The sequence below is a fragment of the Bradyrhizobium sp. RT6a genome, assembly GCF_040547675.1.
Classification (GTDB): Bacteria; Pseudomonadota; Alphaproteobacteria; order Rhizobiales; family Xanthobacteraceae; genus Bradyrhizobium.
The window spans coordinates 22,132-39,303 of the sequence record NZ_JBEPQC010000016.1 but is presented as its reverse complement, the minus strand read 5'-3'; the positions used below and the strand labels follow the sequence as shown (position 1 = coordinate 39,303).

At 61.4% G+C, this 17,172-nt stretch carries 13 protein-coding genes and 2 pseudogenes; 4 read left to right on the top strand and 11 right to left on the bottom strand.

Annotated elements, in window-relative coordinates; translation table 11 throughout:
• From tnpC to ABIC03_RS38590, 4 genes and pseudogenes are all read left to right on the top strand, one after another.
• The coding region (tnpC, locus tag ABIC03_RS38605; protein WP_354066071.1) for an IS66 family transposase at window positions 1–646 on the top strand (646 nt) is incomplete at its 5' end.
• A gap of 74 nt (window positions 647–720) precedes the next feature.
• Window positions 721–1,350: pseudogene (locus tag ABIC03_RS38600) on the top strand (transposase); the annotation flags it as partial.
• Window positions 1,351–1,383: 33 nt separating this feature from the next.
• A complete protein-coding gene (locus tag ABIC03_RS38595) occupies window positions 1,384–2,118 on the top strand; it encodes an IS3 family transposase (protein WP_354066069.1) in 735 nt (244 codons plus the stop codon).
• Window positions 2,027–2,227 (top strand): IS3 family transposase, encoded by a 201-nt coding sequence (locus ABIC03_RS38590; protein ID WP_354066067.1) that lies wholly within the window; start codon window positions 2,027–2,029, stop codon window positions 2,225–2,227. Before ABIC03_RS38595 ends, ABIC03_RS38590 begins: the two co-directional genes overlap by 92 nt.
• Here the strand turns inward: ABIC03_RS38590 and ABIC03_RS38585 are convergent.
• The 11 genes and pseudogenes from ABIC03_RS38585 to ABIC03_RS38535 form a co-directional block, all read right to left on the bottom strand.
• The gene (locus ABIC03_RS38585) at window positions 2,197–2,739 is read right to left on the bottom strand and encodes a MerR family transcriptional regulator (RefSeq protein WP_354066065.1); all 543 of its coding nucleotides are present in this window, start codon (window positions 2,737–2,739) and stop codon (window positions 2,197–2,199) included. The genes ABIC03_RS38590 and ABIC03_RS38585 overlap by 31 nt on opposite strands.
• Window positions 2,727–4,265, bottom strand: a complete 1,539-nt coding sequence (locus ABIC03_RS38580; protein WP_354066063.1) for a recombinase family protein — start codon at window positions 4,263–4,265, stop codon at window positions 2,727–2,729. Before ABIC03_RS38580 ends, ABIC03_RS38585 begins: the two co-directional genes overlap by 13 nt.
• Window positions 4,255–4,425, bottom strand: coding sequence for a hypothetical protein (locus ABIC03_RS38575; protein WP_354066061.1), 171 nt, complete (start codon window positions 4,423–4,425; stop codon window positions 4,255–4,257). Before ABIC03_RS38575 ends, ABIC03_RS38580 begins: the two co-directional genes overlap by 11 nt.
• 1,065 nt (window positions 4,426–5,490) lie before the next feature.
• Window positions 5,491–5,868, bottom strand: coding sequence for a Zn-ribbon domain-containing OB-fold protein (locus ABIC03_RS38570; RefSeq protein ID WP_354066073.1), 378 nt, complete (start codon window positions 5,866–5,868; stop codon window positions 5,491–5,493).
• Window positions 5,869–5,877: 9 nt separating this feature from the next.
• Complete coding sequence (locus ABIC03_RS38565) at window positions 5,878–7,032, bottom strand: thiolase family protein (protein WP_354066059.1); 1,155 nt, start codon at window positions 7,030–7,032, stop codon at window positions 5,878–5,880.
• A gap of 66 nt (window positions 7,033–7,098) precedes the next feature.
• Complete coding sequence (locus ABIC03_RS38560) at window positions 7,099–9,177, bottom strand: 3-hydroxyacyl-CoA dehydrogenase NAD-binding domain-containing protein (protein WP_354066057.1); 2,079 nt, start codon at window positions 9,175–9,177, stop codon at window positions 7,099–7,101.
• A gap of 6 nt (window positions 9,178–9,183) precedes the next feature.
• Window positions 9,184–10,271, bottom strand: a pseudogene (locus ABIC03_RS38555) (acyl-CoA dehydrogenase family protein).
• A gap of 440 nt (window positions 10,272–10,711) precedes the next feature.
• Window positions 10,712–12,196 carry an AMP-binding protein gene (locus ABIC03_RS38550; protein WP_354066054.1) on the bottom strand — a complete coding sequence of 495 codons (1,485 nt, stop codon included), beginning with the start codon at window positions 12,194–12,196 and terminating at the stop codon, window positions 10,712–10,714.
• Window positions 12,197–13,174: 978 nt separating this feature from the next.
• The gene (locus ABIC03_RS38545) at window positions 13,175–14,218 is read right to left on the bottom strand and encodes an ABC transporter substrate-binding protein (RefSeq protein WP_354066052.1); all 1,044 of its coding nucleotides are present in this window, start codon (window positions 14,216–14,218) and stop codon (window positions 13,175–13,177) included.
• 107 nt (window positions 14,219–14,325) lie between these two features.
• Entirely contained in the window at window positions 14,326–14,772 is a 447-nt protein-coding gene (locus ABIC03_RS38540; RefSeq protein ID WP_354066050.1) for an ATP-binding cassette domain-containing protein, read from the bottom strand.
• Window positions 14,773–15,843: 1,071 nt separating this feature from the next.
• Window positions 15,844–17,049: an acetyl-CoA C-acyltransferase gene (locus ABIC03_RS38535; RefSeq protein ID WP_354066048.1), complete on the bottom strand. Its 1,206-nt coding sequence runs from the start codon at window positions 17,047–17,049 to the stop codon at window positions 15,844–15,846.
• Between the last annotated feature and the right edge of the window lie 123 nt (window positions 17,050–17,172).

Genomic DNA, 17,172 nt, shown 5'->3' with positions numbered 1-17,172 from the left:
GAAGAAGACACTGCCAATTACGCCGGCATATTGCTTTGCCCATGCACGGCGAGGCTTCTTCGAGCTGGCTGACATCGAGAAAAATGCTCGGGAAGCCAAGAAGGGCAAACCGGTCTCCCCGATCGCACTGGAGGCGGTCAGGCGGCTGGACGCGTTGTTCGAGATCGAGCGCGCCATCAACGGCTGCAGCGCCGACGAGCGACGCGCCGTGCGCCAGGAACAGAGCAAGCCGCTTCTCGACGACATGCACGCCTGGCTGCTGCGCGAGCGCGAAACCCTCTCGCGCTCGTCCGAGGTCCTGAAGCCGATCAACTACATGCTCAGGCGCTGGGAGGGCTTCGCCCGCTTCCTGAACGACGGGAGGATCTGCTTGACCAACAATTGCGCTGAACGCGCTTTGAGAGGCATCGCCTTGGGACGGCGCAACTGGACCTTCGCTGGCAGCCAGCGTGGTGCCGACCGTGCCGCCATCATGCTGACGATGATCACGACGTGTCGTCTCAATGACGTCGATCCAAAAGCCTGGCTTGCCGACGTCCTCGCTCGTATCGCTGACCTTCCTGCATCGCGGCTGCACGAACTGCTGCCCTGGGAATGGAAGCTTCTGCGCCATGCCGGCAAATCCGACGATCAGCAAGCCGCCTGACCTTCACCCAACGGCATCACATATAGCTCGCCGTGCCCGCGCGCACGCGTCAATCAGGCGGCCTTCGGCGTAGGCGTACGCTCGAAGTCCTGATCGCCGCGCTAGGAAATAAAGGGGCAAAGCCGGTCGGAAAGCTATCCAAGCCGCGCATCAAGACCAAACAGATCAACACGCCCACCTTTGACGTCAGGACCGCGCTGTACGGCGTGCTCGGCGTCGATCTGACTGAAATCCACGGCCTGGGTCCGTCGCTCGCATTGAAGCTTATCGGCGAGTGCGGCACGGATTTGAGGGCATGGCCGAGCGCCAAGCACTTCACGTCCTGGCTCTGCCTTGCACCGGGCAACAAAATCTCCGGCGGCAAAGTGCTGTCTTCGCGCACCCGGAGATCTTCCAGCCGGGCCGCCGCACTGTTGCGGTTGGCGGCCACCACGGTGGGGCGAAGCGATACGGCGCTCGGAGCATTCTATCGCCGCCTGTCCTTACGTGCGGGTAAGTCAAAGGCGGTGACAGCGACCGCCCGCAAGATTGCGGTTCTATTTTACAACACCCTCCGGCACGGCATGAGCTACAGGGATCCAGGTGCCGACCAATATGAGCAACAATATCGCAGCCGCGTTCTTGCCAACCTTCAGCGCCGGGCCAAATCGCTGGGCTTCGTTTTGCAGGCTATTCCGGCGGACGCCAATCCGGCTGTTTCTTAGGAAGTCGATCGCGATCTTTGCTGGACCCCGGACATGAGGTTCCGCTTCATCGAAGATCGCCGTGCGGATTATCCGGTCCAAATCATGTGCCGTGTACTCGGCGTCTCGCCCGCGGGCTACTATGCTTGGCGGTCGCGGCTGGAAAGCCCCCGGGCCGCTTCCAATCGAGACTTGCTGGAGAACATCAAGCGGGTTCATCGCGACAGTCATGGCCGCTATGGCAGCCCGCGCATCCATGTCGAACTCAAAGCCCAGGGACATCATGCCAGCCGTGGGCGGATCGAGCGGCAGATGCGCCATCATGGCGTTCGAGCCATCTCCGCCGGACCGCGGCGATGCCGCACCACCGATAGCGGGCATGGCTTCCCGATCGCGAACCTGCTCGGCCGGAACTTCTCGACCGCCATGCGCAATCAGGTCTGGCTCGCCGACATCACCTTTGTCTGGACCGGCCAGGGCTGGTTGTACCTGGCGGCCATCATGGATCTGTACAGCCGTCGTATCGTCGGCTGGGCGATGGACGACCACTTACGCGCCGAATTGCCGCTCGCCGCATTACGAATGGCGATCAAGGGGCAAAGACCCCGTCCCGGGCTGATCCATCATTCCGATCGCGGCACCCAAGGCTTCAACCGAGTACCGCCAGGCGCTGCAAGCCGCCGGCTTCCGGCCTTCGATGAGCCGGAGAGCCGATTGCTACGACAATGCCCCGATGGAAAGCTTCTTCCACACACTCAAGACCGAACTGATCCATCACCGACAATATGAGACCCGCAATGAAGCCGAGCGCGACATCTTCACCTACATCGAGGGCTTCTACAACCGCGCATCAGAACACCCATCTGTCTATGTTGTTGAAGAGAAGAGACTTTGCTGATTGGGATGCGATCCCGTGGGGTATCTTGGGTTCTGTCGCGCTCGTTCGGCGATAGATTGAGCGGCAGTTGTTATCAGCGAGGCGCGGGCGAAGATCCACGGGCCGTCCGATAGCGGATGGAAGGCTTCGATTTCGCCGGCTTCAGCGGCCAGCCGGAGCGTCTTGGGCGCGATCTTCAGGAGCTTTGCGGCGTTGCTAAGGTTGAGCCAGGGTTCGATCCCGTCATCGGCGGGCTTGAACATCGGGAGGTGGTAGCTCGAGCGCATTGATGTGACGCGCTCGCGGGTCCAGCGATTGCCGTTGCCCGTCTTGAGGCCGTTTCGGTTGAGGAGGCCGGCAACCAGATCGTCGCTGGCGATCAGCACCAGTTGACGCACGGCTTGGATAATATCGGCGGAAGTGCTGTTGCGCTGTCCGCGCCGGCGCTTGGGCAAGCGCAACTCGCTGTGAGCGCCACCCACCCAGTGGACGATGAGAACGATCTCGGACGCCGCGTCGTCTATATCGGCCACGACCTCATGGACGAGGGTGCGTACATGCGCTTCTTGAGGCGAGCATCCGTCGTCGGCGCATCCCAGACCGTTTTGAGGTTCGAGGCCAGTACGCCGAGCGAAGCTGGATCAGCAATGGGTGCGGGCGTCGCCGCATCATGCATGGCGATCTTGCCCTCGACCTCCGCCGCGTGAGCGAGTGCCCTGTTCCAGCGCGCTTCCAGCTCACTCGCCACCAACCGGTTCGCGGGGTCAGCGGCATCGTATTGCCGGAAAGCCCGGTCGGCGGCATAGCGCGCCGCCTCGAGGTCGCGACTGAGCGCATCGCGCACCTGATCCCGCCGTTCCCTGGCTCCTTCGGCGGCAGCGGTTGCAGCGGCGATAGCGCCCGGACCGACGACGCCAAGCAGTGCTTCCTCGATTGCATCATCGACACGCAATCCGCCGAAGGCGATGCAGTGAGGACCGCCATTGTCCATCCAGGCGCGGCTGCAGCTGTAGCGTGGGATATGGTGCCTCATGCCGGAGTACCGGAGTGTGAGCTTGCGGCCGCAGCGCTTGCACCGGATCAGACCGGCCAGCAGCGCGTCACCATGCTTGGGTGCGCCGTGATGCCGACCGGTGGGAACGTTGCTGCTGACCATGGTGCGGATCGCCTCGAACCTCTCCCAGCTCACATACCCGTCGTGGGTGTTGGGCTTCAGCGCCAGCCATTCGTTCCGCGTCTTGCGGCGGATCTTCACGCTCACACCCCCGGCGCTGTATCCCGCCGCCACAGCCGTCTTACCATAGGCATAGGCGCCGCCGTAGACCGGGTTCTCAATGATCCGGTGGATGGCGGAGTAACTCGGTCGCCGCCAGGCTGTGTCGCCGTTGGACTGCTTCACTGGTAGATCGAGATTGTACTCGTGGAGCCAGCAGAGCGCCTGTCGCGCGCTGCCCAGTTCCTCGACCTTGTCGAACACCAGCTTGATCGCTTCCTGGACACGCCGATCCGGATCTTTCTCATAACGGTCGCCGGCCTTCACGAAGCCGACGGGCGCCGCCACAACCAACTCGCCCCGGCGCGCCTTCTCGTAGCGGGCCGAGAGCGAGCGTTGGCGCAACAAATCCAGTTCGTACTCGTTGAGGCTGCCCTTGAGCCCGAGCAGCAGGCGGTCGTTGCCGTGCCTCGGCGCATAGATGGTCTCCTGATCGACCAGAACGGTATCGACCACGCGGCATATCTCGATGAGTTGCTGCCAATCCCGGCTGTTGCGGGCGAAGCGCGAGACCTCGCGGGCGCAAACCGCACCAACCTTACCGAGGCAAACCTCCGCTACCATTCGCTCGAAACCGGCGCGTTGCACGCCGCCGGCGGCTGAACGACCGAGATCATCATCGATCACTTCGATCTCTGACCACCCGAGTGCCGTCAGCCGGTCCCGCATGGCGTATTGCAATGCGCTGCTCTCGCGATTGTGCAACACCTGATGTGCTGAGGATTGGCGCACGTAAAGAATCGCCTTACGCTCCAGATGATGAGGCCTGACCTTGTCAGAGATCATGATCGACCCCCTTCGCGGGCGGCGTCGCTGTCATCGCAGCATGGTCGAGGATCAACTGCGTCATCAGGCTTGTGAGGGCCGCCCGGGCTTCCGCCGGCAACTCCGGCCATGCTGGCACGCCGATGGCGCCGTTCGGCAGGCCGCTCCCGAACAGATCCATCTGCTGCTGCGGCCGCGGTTGTCGATTGTGTCGGTATCCGCTCCCTGGCATTGCCATCTGCCGTGACATGGCTCTCTCCCCGATTCTGGTCGCGAGAGGCTCTGGATGCGCTAGAAAGCAGGGCAGCTGATGGCGTTCGATCCATCAACACCAGATCGAGAAGCGCAGAAAGCGCTGCAAGTGCGGTTATGCTGACAAATGGCCGAGCTGCCAAAAGCTCCGCCTCAGGGCATGCCGTTCGGTCGAACATCCATGCTGGAACCTCCAGCCAACGATCTGCTTGCGATCCATCCAGCGTGCAGCGGAAGGCGACATCGCCAGCCTTGTCGACGGCCCCATGAACGCAAACTCGGCAACCAAACCAAGGATGATATCGATAAAGAACCTCGCGAAGAACGGTCCTGTGGGCGTTCTCAAACCTCGTTGTACAATTATCACCGCGGACACTCGGCCATCGGCTATATCAGTCCGGTCGAGATGGAGCTAAAATCGGCTTGATCCTTGTCCACTTTTTTGGGGGAAGATCAGGGGACAATCGAGCCGTGCTAACCAGCTGCATGGTTCATTGTGCGCATTTTGACGCGTGAGATGCTGCAGCTACCGCCCGGTGCACTCGTGACAGCGCATCTTTCAGATGCTCGACGCAACAAAGATGGTGCCTTTTGTAGTCGGCGCCCGCCGAGGGCCGGATTCGAGCTTCAATCGCCAATCCCTGAAAGCTAAGACCAGGAATTCACAGAGAGGTCGCTGCGATGCTCTCTCGATCGCGGAGCGCTGGATCAAAGTCATTTCGCTCCGTTCTGAAGCAAGCTCATGTGTCTCCGCTGCCGGTGGCCACACCTGCGAAGCTCACGGTCCCCGCGGCTCCCATCGTTGCGGCGTCGCTTGCCTATGACCAGGATCTTTACTTGACCTTGCTGGAATTTGCTTGGCACCAAGGGAAACGTCTGCATGGGTCGGCCGTAGTCGACCCATTGTCTCACGACCGTTGCATTTGACTCCTCGACTGCAGACAGAGGAGCGAAGGCGATGGAATCTCAGCCGAGCGATTTCGATCGGTCCGTACTAACGTACAGCAAACAGGGGAACGGGGGCTTGCGGAGCGGCGGCCTTGAATACCACCTTGACCCTCGTACCTATCGACAGCGTGGCAGGATCTGCATCTACCACATTGGTCAACATGATCGGCCCCTCGGTGAGCGCTACATAGGCGAGCACGTAGGGCTCGTTCCCCATGCGGTTTACGGAAAAAGAATAAATCTCGCCCTCCCCCGGAGAGTCCTGCCAATCGATATCGATCGACAGACAATGTGGGCAGATACCTCGTGGATACCAATGGGTCCTATGACACTGCTGGCATCGTGGCAGCACGAAACGGCCATTAGCGGCTGCATCCCAAAACGGCTTAGTCTCTGGACTGTGTGCGATAAAGTCTGTGCCCATCATTGGTGATTACTCCCGTTCCAGAATGAGGGTGGCGCTACTGTGGCGTGTCCCCATCAGCCACCCCGTGCCATGTGCTAGCGCCAGCGCGCAATCCTTGACCTGAACGGCGGGCTGGGCCTCGCCTCGCAACTGGCGGACGGCCTCGATCACCTTGGTGATTCCGCCCCGCATCGCTGGATGGTTGCTGCATAGACCACCGCCATCTGTGTTGAAGGGCAGTCGACCGACGCCGGAGATTAGGTTTCCGTCGGCGACAAACCGGCCGCCCTGGCCCTTTTCGCAGAACCCGAGATCCTCCAACGCAATGAGGACGGTGATGGTGAAGCTATCGTAAATCGAAGCGTAGCGGATATCGCTTGGCTTCACACCGGCCTCGCCAAATGCGATGGCCCCGGACTGCCTGGCCGCTGAAGCGGTAAGCTCGACCGCACCTGCCGACTGTCCCTGGATGCCCTCGCCCGACCCGATCACCTTTACCCGCGGACGCTTGAGGCTCTTGGCGATCTCTGGGCGCGTCACCACAACGGCTCCGCCGCCATCCGAGATGACACAACAGTCAAGTCGGTGCAGAGGATTAGACACCATTGGAGACGCTAGCACATCTTGAGTGGTGACCACCTTACGAAGCATCGCGTGTGGATTGTGCTGCGCATGGTGAGAAGCAGCGACTTTGATCCACGCCAGTTGCTCGCTAGTCGTCCCATATTCATGCATGTGACGACGTGCGCACAACGCGTAGATATCCAGGAGGCTTTGCCGAAGCGGCCGTTCCCACAGCAAATCCGGCTGAGTAACGTCCGGTGGGAAATTGGACGGTGCGCTGCGAGGCCGTCCAGCCAATGTGACCAGGGCCACGTTGCATTTGCCGGCCGCGATAGCTTGGGCGGCGTGGGCAATGTGCTGCAAAGGAGCGGAACCACCAATATCGGTGAAGTCACAATGTCGCACCTTGAGATTCAAGAAGTCGACCATTGAGACGGGGCGGAAACCTGGTTCATCGCCCGCCGAAAAGTAGCCGTCGACGTCATCTTTGGTCAACCCAGCGTCAGCCAGTGCGCCAGCGGCACATTCGGCGTGAAGCTGCACGACTGACTTGTCGGGCGCTTTGCGCGTGGGATGCTCATACGCACCGACGATATAGGCTTGTTCATCGCGAGTCATCGCGTTGCTATCCCTGTGTTTAGTGACTGGCCATTTCTGATATCGCATCCTCGCCCCTGTGCGTCGCTACGCGAGTGAGGCGAAGACCTTGCCTTGCCCGACCAACCGCTTGAGGAGCGGTGCCGGCTCAAGTGAAGGATCGTTAGTCTGCGTTGCGTGGAACGCGAGGCGGTCGGCGATATGCTTCAGGCCTACCTGGTCGGCCCAATACATCGGGCCGCCCCGATAGACCGGCCAACCAAAGCCATAGAGCCACACCACGTCGATGTCGCCCGGTCTGGCGGCGATCCCTTCTTCGAGAACGCACGCGCCCTCATTGACGATCGAGAACATCATGCGCTCGAAAATTTCTTCGTCGCTGATGGCTTGGTGCTTGCGGCCGAGGCGGGTGAGCGTCTCGTCGATCAGTCTCTCGACGTCGGGGTCCGGAATTGGCGCGCGAGAGCCGGCCTCATACTTGTACCAACCCTTGCCGGCCTTCAGGCCAAAGCGGCCTGCCTCGCAGAGGGCATCGGAAATCTCCGACTTGACGCCCCGATCTTTGCGCGAAAGCCAGCCAATATCCAAGCCTGCCATATCGCCCATCACGAACGGTCCCATCGGCATGCCGAATTTGGTCAGAACCGCATCGATCTGATGCGGCAGCGCACCCTCGAACAATAGCTTATCTGCCTGCTTGAAAGCCGGATCGTACGTGCGATTGGCGACGAACCCGTGGCAGAGGCCGACGACAACCGGCGCTTTGCCGATCTGGCGGGCAATCGAAACCGCGGTCATCAGCGCGTCCGGTGCGGTTCGCGGTCCGCGCACGATCTCGCACAACTTCATCACATTGGCAGGCGAGAAGAAGTGCATGCCAAGCACGTCCTGCGGCCGGTCGGTGACTGAGGCGATCTCGTCGATGTCCAGGTAGCTGGTGTTGGAAGCGAGGACCGCGCCCTGTTTGGCGTATTTGTCGAACTGCGCGAACACCTCTTTCTTGACGGCCATAGTCTCGAAGACCGCTTCGATGACAAGGTCCGCATTCTTCACATTGCTGAGGCCTACCGCGGCGTTGATCAAGGCCATGCGTTTGGCGGGAGCGTCCGTGGGGATGCTGCCACGGGCGGCGGATGCTTCCCAGATCCTCTGAATCGCGCCCAAGCCACGTTTGAGCTGTTCTTCCGTGCTCTCGATCAGGGTCACAGGAACGCCGGCATTGGCGAAGGACATCGCGATGCCACCACCCATTGTTCCTGCCCCGACGACCGCCACACTTTCAATCTGTCGTGGCCTCGTCCCTTCGGGAAGCCCTGCAAGTTTGTTGGCAGCGCGCTCGGCGAAGAACGCATACCGTTGCGCCTTGGACTGATTGCTTCCGAGCAGATTGTTGAAGCCCTCGAGCTCCTTTTTAAGCCCTTCTTCGAACGGCAGGTCGATCGCGGCGCCGATAGCCTCGGCGGCGGCGAACGGCGCTTCCAGCCCGCGCGCCCGCCTGGTCATTAAGGCAACTGCATTCGTGAAAATCGAGCGGTCGCTCTTTGCCGCGGCGAGCTTTGAATCATCGTCGCGGAGCTTGCGTATCGGCAGGCGCTCGGTCAGAACCTTGCGGGCGAAGGCTTGCCCACCAGCGGCCGCAGTTTCCACGATGTCCGCGATCAGGCCACTATTCAACGCTTCTGGCGCCGTGATGGGATCCCCCCCCACGATCATCTTTACCGCAAGCTCTGGCCCAACAGCCCGGGGGAGGCGTTGCGTTCCGCCACCGCCGGGCAGAAGGCCCAGCTTGACCTCGGGTAAACCGAGTTTGGCGTTCTTGGTCGCGACGCGGAAATGGCAAGCCAACGCGACTTCCAACCCTCCTCCGAGGGCGTTGCCGTGGATGGCAGCGACAACGGGCTTCGGCGAGTCCTCAATGACCGCCATAAACTCGTCCCACGTCGGGGGCTGCGGCGGCTTGCCAAATTCGGTAATGTCGGCCCCCGCGATGAATGTGCGGCCGGCGCAGGTCAGAACGATCGCCTTCACCTGCGGATCGGCGATCGCGGCGTTCATGCATTCCAAGATACCGCCGCGGACTGCATCGCTTAGCGCATTCACGGGTGGATAATCGACCGTGACAATGCAGATCACATCATGACGTTCGAGTTTCACGACCTTAGCCATGCGACATCACCTCGCTTTTTGTTCATTCTCTTGATCGCTAATCAGTCCCGCGAGCGAGGCGAGCCGCCGCAGGTGATGGTCGGCATCCCCCAACAAGCTATCGATCATGGTCACCTGCTTGAAATAGTGGCCGATTGTCATGCCGACACCGCCATGCAGCTGGATCGACTGCTGGCTGATCGCCTTCGCTGACTGGCCGATTTGGGACTTCGCCGCCGAGATCGCTCGCGCGCGCTCTGTCGCATCGTCTTCGGCTGCCATTATCGTGGCGTACATCGCCATGGAACGCGACTTTTCGAGTTTGACAAACATATCGACGGCCTGCTGAAGCATTTGGAAGGGGCCGATGGTCTTGCCAAACTGCTGGCGCCTCTTCAGATAGTCGAGCGTAGTCGATTGCATTTTGTCGAAACAGCCGACGCCGTCCGCGCAAAGCGCTGCGACCGCCTCCTCCGCGACCCTTAGAATGACGTGAAACGCGCCCGCGGGATCTCCAATCACATCGACGCGCACATTCTCAAGTGTGTCTTCGGTCGCCCGCACACCATCCTGCGTTCGATAGCCGCAGCGCATGAGACCCTGCGCTTCGCGGCCGACGAGGAAGAAGCCGATCCCGTCCTTCTCCCGCGACCCTCCAGCGGTTCTCGCCGATACGACGATCTTGTCGGCCCCATCGCCATGGAGGATGAGGCCGTTGGTGCCGCTCAGCAACCACCCGTCGTCGTCCCTCCTCGCCCGTGTCTCTACGTGGAACAGATCATAGCGCGACCGTGGCTCGCCGTACGCGAAAGCGAGCTTCATTCGACCTCCCGCGATTGCCGAGATCAGCTCGGCCTTTTGCGGATCGCTTGCCCCATGCCGCAGGATACTCCCAGCAAGCACCACGGTCGCGAGATAGGGAAGGATCAGCGCCTTGCCGAAGGCCTCCATGATGATCATCATTCCGACCGCGCCGCCGCCGGAGCCGTCGTGCGCCTCGGAGAACGGCAGCCGCAGAAGCCCGAGTTCGGCATAGCGCGCCCACATCGCCTCGCAAAACGCGCCTTCTCGCTCTGGTACTTGCGGCGATGATCGAAGCCGTAACTTTCGATCATCAGCCGCTTTACGCTGTCCTTGAGAAGCCGCTGCCCATCCGAAAGACTAAAATCCGCTCGTGAAGTCTCCTGAACCGGGCCGTGGCCGCGGCCTAAGCTCTGCAAACAGCCTTGCGGCGCCTTAGCCGAATCGACCCGCGAAGCCTCAGAGGCCGAAGGTCGTCTTGGCGATGATGTTCTTCTGGATTTAGTCGGAGCTCCCGTAGATAGATACCTTGCGCACGTTGAAATAAGCGGGCGCGATAGCTGCGGCCCAATCGGCGGACCGTTGCGGCTCACGATAACTTCATCCCACACATAGGGCAGAGCGTAGGGGCCGACCACGTCGAATCGCCTCTGTCGAACCCTTACCACCGCAATACGCCCCCCCGGGTCGTAGCCCTTTCTTCGCCCAGCTCTCATTCTTCCGGTTGTCAGGCGTTTGCTCCCGCAAGAGGCCTCTATGGCGCTACCACGGCCGCCTTCATCCGGGCGATCCGTTCGTCGCGCAACTGTGTCCGGCGCACCTTGCCCGCCTCGTTGCGGAGCGGCTCAGCGACAAATTCGATGGTGCGCGGGAGCTTGTAGGTCACCAGTCTCTCTGCGAGATGCGCCAGCAGCGCCTCTGCGCTCAGGCCCGGACGAGCCTGGACGATGGCGTGGACGGCCGAGCCCATGTCCTCGTGCGGCAGGCCGACCACCGCGCTGGAGAGCGCCAGCGGGTGCTCATCGATCGCGGCCTCGATCTCCGCCGGATAGACGTTGGCGCCGCCGACCAGGATCATGTCGGTACGCCGGTCGGCGAGGTACAGGTATCCGTCCGCGTCGAAAGAGCCCATGTCGCCGAGGCTCTCCCACCCGCCGGGTTGGGTGCGGGCCGTCGCACCCCGGTAGGTGTACGAGGGCAGCGAGCCATTGGGGCGGCGCAGGTAGATCTCGCCCGCCTCGCCCGGCGGCAGCACGTTTCCGTTGGCGTCAAAGACCTTTATTTCGCCCATCTTCACGCGGCCGACAGAGCCGCGGTGATGAAGCCATTCGCCTCCAGTGATTGTGGTCCAAGCTATGCCCTCGCTACCGCCATACGTCTCCATGATCACCTCGGGACCCAGCCACCCGATGAAGGCCTCCTTGAGCCACGGCGGGCAGGGCGCAGCCAAGTGCCATAGCGTCCGTAGCGATGAGAGGTCATAGCGGGCTCGCACCTCTTCCGGCAGTCGCCAGATCCGGCTCATCATGGTCGGTACCATATAGACCCAAGTCGCCCTGTGTCGTGCGATCTCGGCCAGGGCGTCTTCCGCGTCGAAGCGGGGCATCAGGACCAGATGAGCGTTGCGGATTACCGCTTCCCAGGCGAACCAGAAGGGCCCGCTGTGATAGAGCGGTGCAGGAATCAGCGCCGTATCGCCCGGGCCCAAGCGCCAGACGTCCGAGTAATCGAGTTCAGCGGGCGTCACACCGCGCGAGCCGGACAGGACCAGTTTGGGTCGGCCAGTCGACCCGCCGGAGGTCAGAGCCCCCGAAACTGGGGCCACACGCGAATCAAATGGCCGGTCATCGTCGGATAGCGCGAACAGATCGTCGACCGTGACACGCCGCCGGTCAGTCTCGGTACCCGGCAATGCGATCACCACCGGCGGCGCAGCGAGATCGACTATGGCGCACAGCTCTGTTTTCGGCAGTCGAAAGGATACCGGTTGCGGTGTCGCGCCCAGTTTCCACACGCCCCAGCAGGCCTCGATGAAATTGGCGCCGTTCGGCAGAGCGATGGTGACTAGGTCGCCGAGCTTAACGCCCAGCCCTTCTAGGGCGCGGGCGATGCGATTGGCTCGCGCCTCCAACTGGCGGCAGGTGAGGGTGGTCTCGCCACAAGTGACCGCCGGGGCGTCCGGCGTCGCCCGGGCGCGGCGAGACAGCTTCTCGCCGAGGGGAATCATTTCTTCAGCCATTTTCTGTCACAAACGTCCTTTTTGCTCCACCCAACCTGCTAGAGCAATCCGCTTGCTCCAACGCCGACGGCTCTAGAACAATCTATTCGCATGCTGCAGACGAAATTTTCCGACTTCTGGCCGAGCGGCACGTTTATCAGGCAAATTTCTCTTGCTGGGCGCAGAAGTTCATCGTGAAGTTCACTACGGGTGCGAGTACTGACGGCACATAACGACAATAGGGCAGCTCGCATGCACCAACTCAGCCCGTTCGTGAATTCGTCGTCGAACGCCGCCGACGATACACCTTCAATACCTCGAGATGGTCCGACTGGATTTGTTGAAGAATATGATCGAATTGACCACACCGGCCGAGGCAGCGGCGCACCGATTTTCTCGTTTGCGCCGTCAGTTATCGTCGCAAGCGTGACCGGTTGTGAAATGGCTTGGCGAGACCCAAGGAAATTCGGGCGGCTGACCGTCCGCGCTTCCACAAGCTCCAGACGTCGTGCCATCCACTAAGTGGATTGATCTCAATCAGCGCGGGGTTGTAGCAGCGAGCGGAAAAGCGCGCGCGCCTTCTGAGTGCTCGGGATTACCTCGCAAGGGCGCCGGGCAGCCTCATCCGCCTGGCGATCGCGCTCACCGTCTTGTGCGCCGACGCCTGCTTGAGCTCTCCGCGAGAACGGCATAGACGCTCTCGTCGGGCCGACTTTGCCCACTCAGGCGCGTAGCGCTGCCATGGTTCCGGCCCGACTCAGGAACGGATCGTCATGGATTGCGTTGGACATCATCCGGCCAAGCGGCAAGACGAAAGCGATCAGAATGAACAGCGGCAGGACGAGGATGAAAATCCTCAAATTATGCCGGCCCTTGACTTGTTGCGGCTTGATCCGCAGCGGGATGCCATCGGGGCTTCCGGCGACTTCTCTTTCGGTTCGTCCGTTCGAGGCGGCGAGGAGAACGGATGTCCACCCCGCCATTGCTCCGTTGGGTTTTTCACTTCAGGAGCCAGGCTGTAAAGCGCTGGCCCAACTCGTCGCCCTTCTCCATCCAGAAGATGGAGTTGTTCGGCAGAGCATTGCGCAGATTGTCCGGCGCAGTCGGAAGGAGGGGCAGGATCGCCGGATCGACAAGCGCCATCGCGTCCTTGTTGCCCGGGGCGTAGGCGGTGATGTGTGCGAGATCGGCGTGCGCTTGGGGCGAAGAGGCGAAGGTGATGAACTTGTAAGCATCGTCCAACCGCGGATCGCCCTTGGGAATCACCCAAAAACTTATGGCTGGCAGCTGAGCGTCCCACATGATTTCGAAATGCTTGCCGGAATTCTTGATGGCATCGTAGATGCGCCCGTTATAGGCTGAGGTCATGACGACCTGACCGTCGGCGAGGAGCTGAGGCGGCTGCGCACCAGTCGTCCACCAGACAACGTCCTTCTTGATCGTGTCGAGTTTTTTGAAAGCGCGGTCGACCCCCTTGGGCGTGTTGAGCACCTTGTAGACGTCCTTCATGGCCACGCCGTCGGCGATCAGCGCCCATTCGAAATTGCTCCAGGCGCCCTTAAACAGTCCGCGCTTGCCTGGGAATTTCTGCACGTCGAACAGGTCAGCAATGGTCTTCGGGCCGTTCGGCAGCTTGTCCTTGTCATAGGCGATGACCGTGGTGGAGAGTTGATTCGGTACGCCGCAGTCATTCTTGTCGTTGTCCAAAAACTTGGCCCGGTCGAGGCCCAGCTTTGTCCAGTCGATCGTCTCAATTATGCCCTCGTTGCACAACATAATCGTCGTCATCGGGTTGGCGTTGACCACGTCCCAGCTCACGGTCTTAGACTGCACCATCGCGCGGATCTTGGCACTGTCGTAGTTGTATTCGTCGTTTATAATCTTGATTCCGGTCGACTTCGAGAAGGGCTCAAAAACGGCTTTGCGCTGGGCCTGCTGGTAGGACCCACCTCCAGAGGTGATCGTAAGTTGATCGCCTGCAAAAGCAGGTTTCGCAAGCAGCACCGCTACCAAGCCGGTGAGGGCCAGGGTGCTCGCGATCATCAATGAGTTCCTCATCGTCTGCTCTCTCTCCTCTATGCCACCCCCGGAATGGAAGCGGCGCTGCCGAACGTCCAACCCACTTCATCGCGGCGAAGCCCCGATTGCCGTCACTGCGCGTAGAGCACTCGACAATCCTCTGTTTTCCGGCCGATGGTGATCACCGCACCGGGCTCGACCTGGGCTACACCTTCCGAATTCAACAGCTTGACGACCAAGTCATCATTGCCTGACACGGAGACGCGGCTGCTTGGTCGCCCAGATAGATCAGCTCCACAACCCGCGCGCGTCGGTTCAGCTTCACCCGCGCCGGTCGGCCGGCCGACAGCCTCAACATTGATGGCCAACGCCTGCACGTTGCCGGCGCGCCTGCAACCTCCACCTTGTCGTTCGCCACGTCCCGTGCAGCCGGTTGTTCTCGCGGATGACTGGGCGACGAAGGCATTCTGCGGCCGCTCGTAGAGTTCGGCCGGAGCGGCGAGCTTCTGGATCGCCGCCTCCTTACACGACACTATGCGGTCCGACATGCTCAGCGCCTCGCTCTTGTCATGGATCACATGGACGATCTTTCCGGAGCCGAAAGGCCCCAACTTCGTCAGGCCCCCCTCGCGCGATGTCCAATCAGCGTTTCACCGTCGTAGGTCTTCTGAACGCTAAAAAACTCCACAAAGGCATTGTTCGTGCCCGGCAAGACCCTCTTCCCTCCTCCGCGCGCCTTGGCGCTTCCGCTACTGCGGCTCGCGTCGGCGGACCAGACCACGATCTTCCTTTTGAAGGATCGCAGCAGTTGCGCGCGCGATCGAGATCGCGGGGACGTGTCTTTCACGGAAAATATTATCGGATTCTCAGAGCTGAATTTCATTGATGCGGCACCCCGCATGGCCGAAATCCTGCGCCGAACCGCGCGAACGCGAAGCTTTGTATCAGCCGGGTATTCGGTCAGCGATAATCGTAAACCTCAAGCGAGAACAAAGCGGAGAGCACGGCAATCAATGGACTAAGAATCCGGAGAACTCGCTATGGGCGAAACCTCAAGACGGCACACCGCTCCTACTCCATGTGGCTGTGATGAACGGCACAATCTCAGATCGGCCACAAGGTGTGCGCGAAGTCTGGGCTCGGCGAAGCCTCGGCGCTACGAATCATCGAGCGTGGTGATCGGGGCAGAGATCGTTTCTTCTGCGCTTTGTTGTGAACGATAGATGACTGATGCCACCAGACGGCGAACACCAATGGTTTCGGCGCATGGCTCATTTCTGCGATGAAGATGCACTGCTTGACGGGGCTCCAGCCCGCGCGGACAATATTTGATCTGCCAGCGTGGCACACCCGAGGCTTTGGCCGCGAATATCCGTGTCTAGCGGACCATGTCGTCCTTGCGCGGATGCCGGGCTCTCACGGACTCGGCAGCGACTGAGGAAGGAAGCGGAGCTTCCTCCGTGACGCGCCGGTGGGGGCCCCAACGCGCACCCTCGACGCGGCGCCGATCAGAAAATGCGGGTTCACATGTGCTCCGCAGGACGCGAGGACTCCCGAGTATCCGGCTGCCTTGGTCGACGCATGTGAATTCGCGGAACAGAGACGGGCCAAGCTTCCAAGACGGCCCTCCACCATTGATCGTCAGGGCCTCAGAAGATTTCGAACAGGCCGGCAGCGCCCATGCCGCCGCCGACACACATGGTGACGACGCCGTACTTCGCACCGCGGCGCTTGCCCTCATACATCAGGTGCGCCGTGCAGCGAGCGCCAGTCATGCCGTAGGGATGCCCGATCGAGATTGAGCCACCGGAGACGTTCAGTTTCTCGTTCGGAATGCCCAGCTTGTTGCGGCAGTAGAGCACCTGCGAGGCAAAGGCCTCGTTCAGCTCCCAGATATCGATGTCGTCAATGGTGAGGCCGTTGCGCTCGAGCAGCTTCGGGATCGCGTAGACCGGGCCGATGCCCATCTCCTCCGGCCGGCAGCCGGCAACCGCAAGGCCCCGGTAGGCCGCCAACGCCTCCAGACCGCGCTTCTCGGCCTCCTTGCGCTCCATCATGAGGACCGCCGCGGCGCCGTCCGACAACTGCGAGGCGTTGCCGGAGGTGATGAACTTGCCTTCCTTCACATAGCGGCCCCCCTTGAACACGGGGGCGAGCTTCTGCAGGTCGGCGAACGTGGTCTGCGGGCGGTTGCCCTCGTCGCCGGAGATGGTGATCTCCTTATCGGCAGTCTCGCCGCTCGCCTTGTTGACCACAACCTTCATGACCGCGCTAACCGGGACGATCTCGCTCGCGAAACGGCCCTGAGACTGGGCTTGCGCCGTGCGCTGCTGGGACTGCAGCGCGTACTCGTCCTGGGTCTCGCGGCTGACGCCGTAGCGGTCCGCCACGATTTCGGCGGTCTCGATCATCGAGGTCGCTAGCTCCGGCACGTGCTCGTTGAGCCACGGGTCGGTCGCCATGAAGCGGTTTATCTGGTCGTTCTGCACCAGGCTGATCGATTCGATGCCAGCGCCAATGGCGATCGGGGCGCCGTCGTTGACGATGTACTTGGCCGCCGTCGCGACGCCGATCAGGCCCGAGCTGCACCCGCGGTCGATGGTCATGCCCGAGACGGTGTTGGGCAGGCCGGCGCGCAGGGCCGCCTGGCGAGCGATGTTGTTGCCGGTCGTGCCCTGCTGCATGGCGCAGCCCATAGCCACATCGTCTACCTCGCCCGGGTCGATGCCGGCCTGCGCGACGACCGCCTTGATCGCCTCTGCACCGAGAGTCGCGCCGCAGGTGTTGTTGAAGGCGCCGCGATAAGCCCTGGCAATGGGGGTCCGCTTGGCGGCGACGATAACTGCTTCACGCATAGGAGGTCCTTTTTGGTTTGGGACAGGCCGCGTAGCGGCCAGGATGGGGATGTGAGGGGGAGGCAAGGCGGTTCGAAATGATAGACCCTTTCCCATCTGCCCCGCTTCGCTTGCGACCCTCCA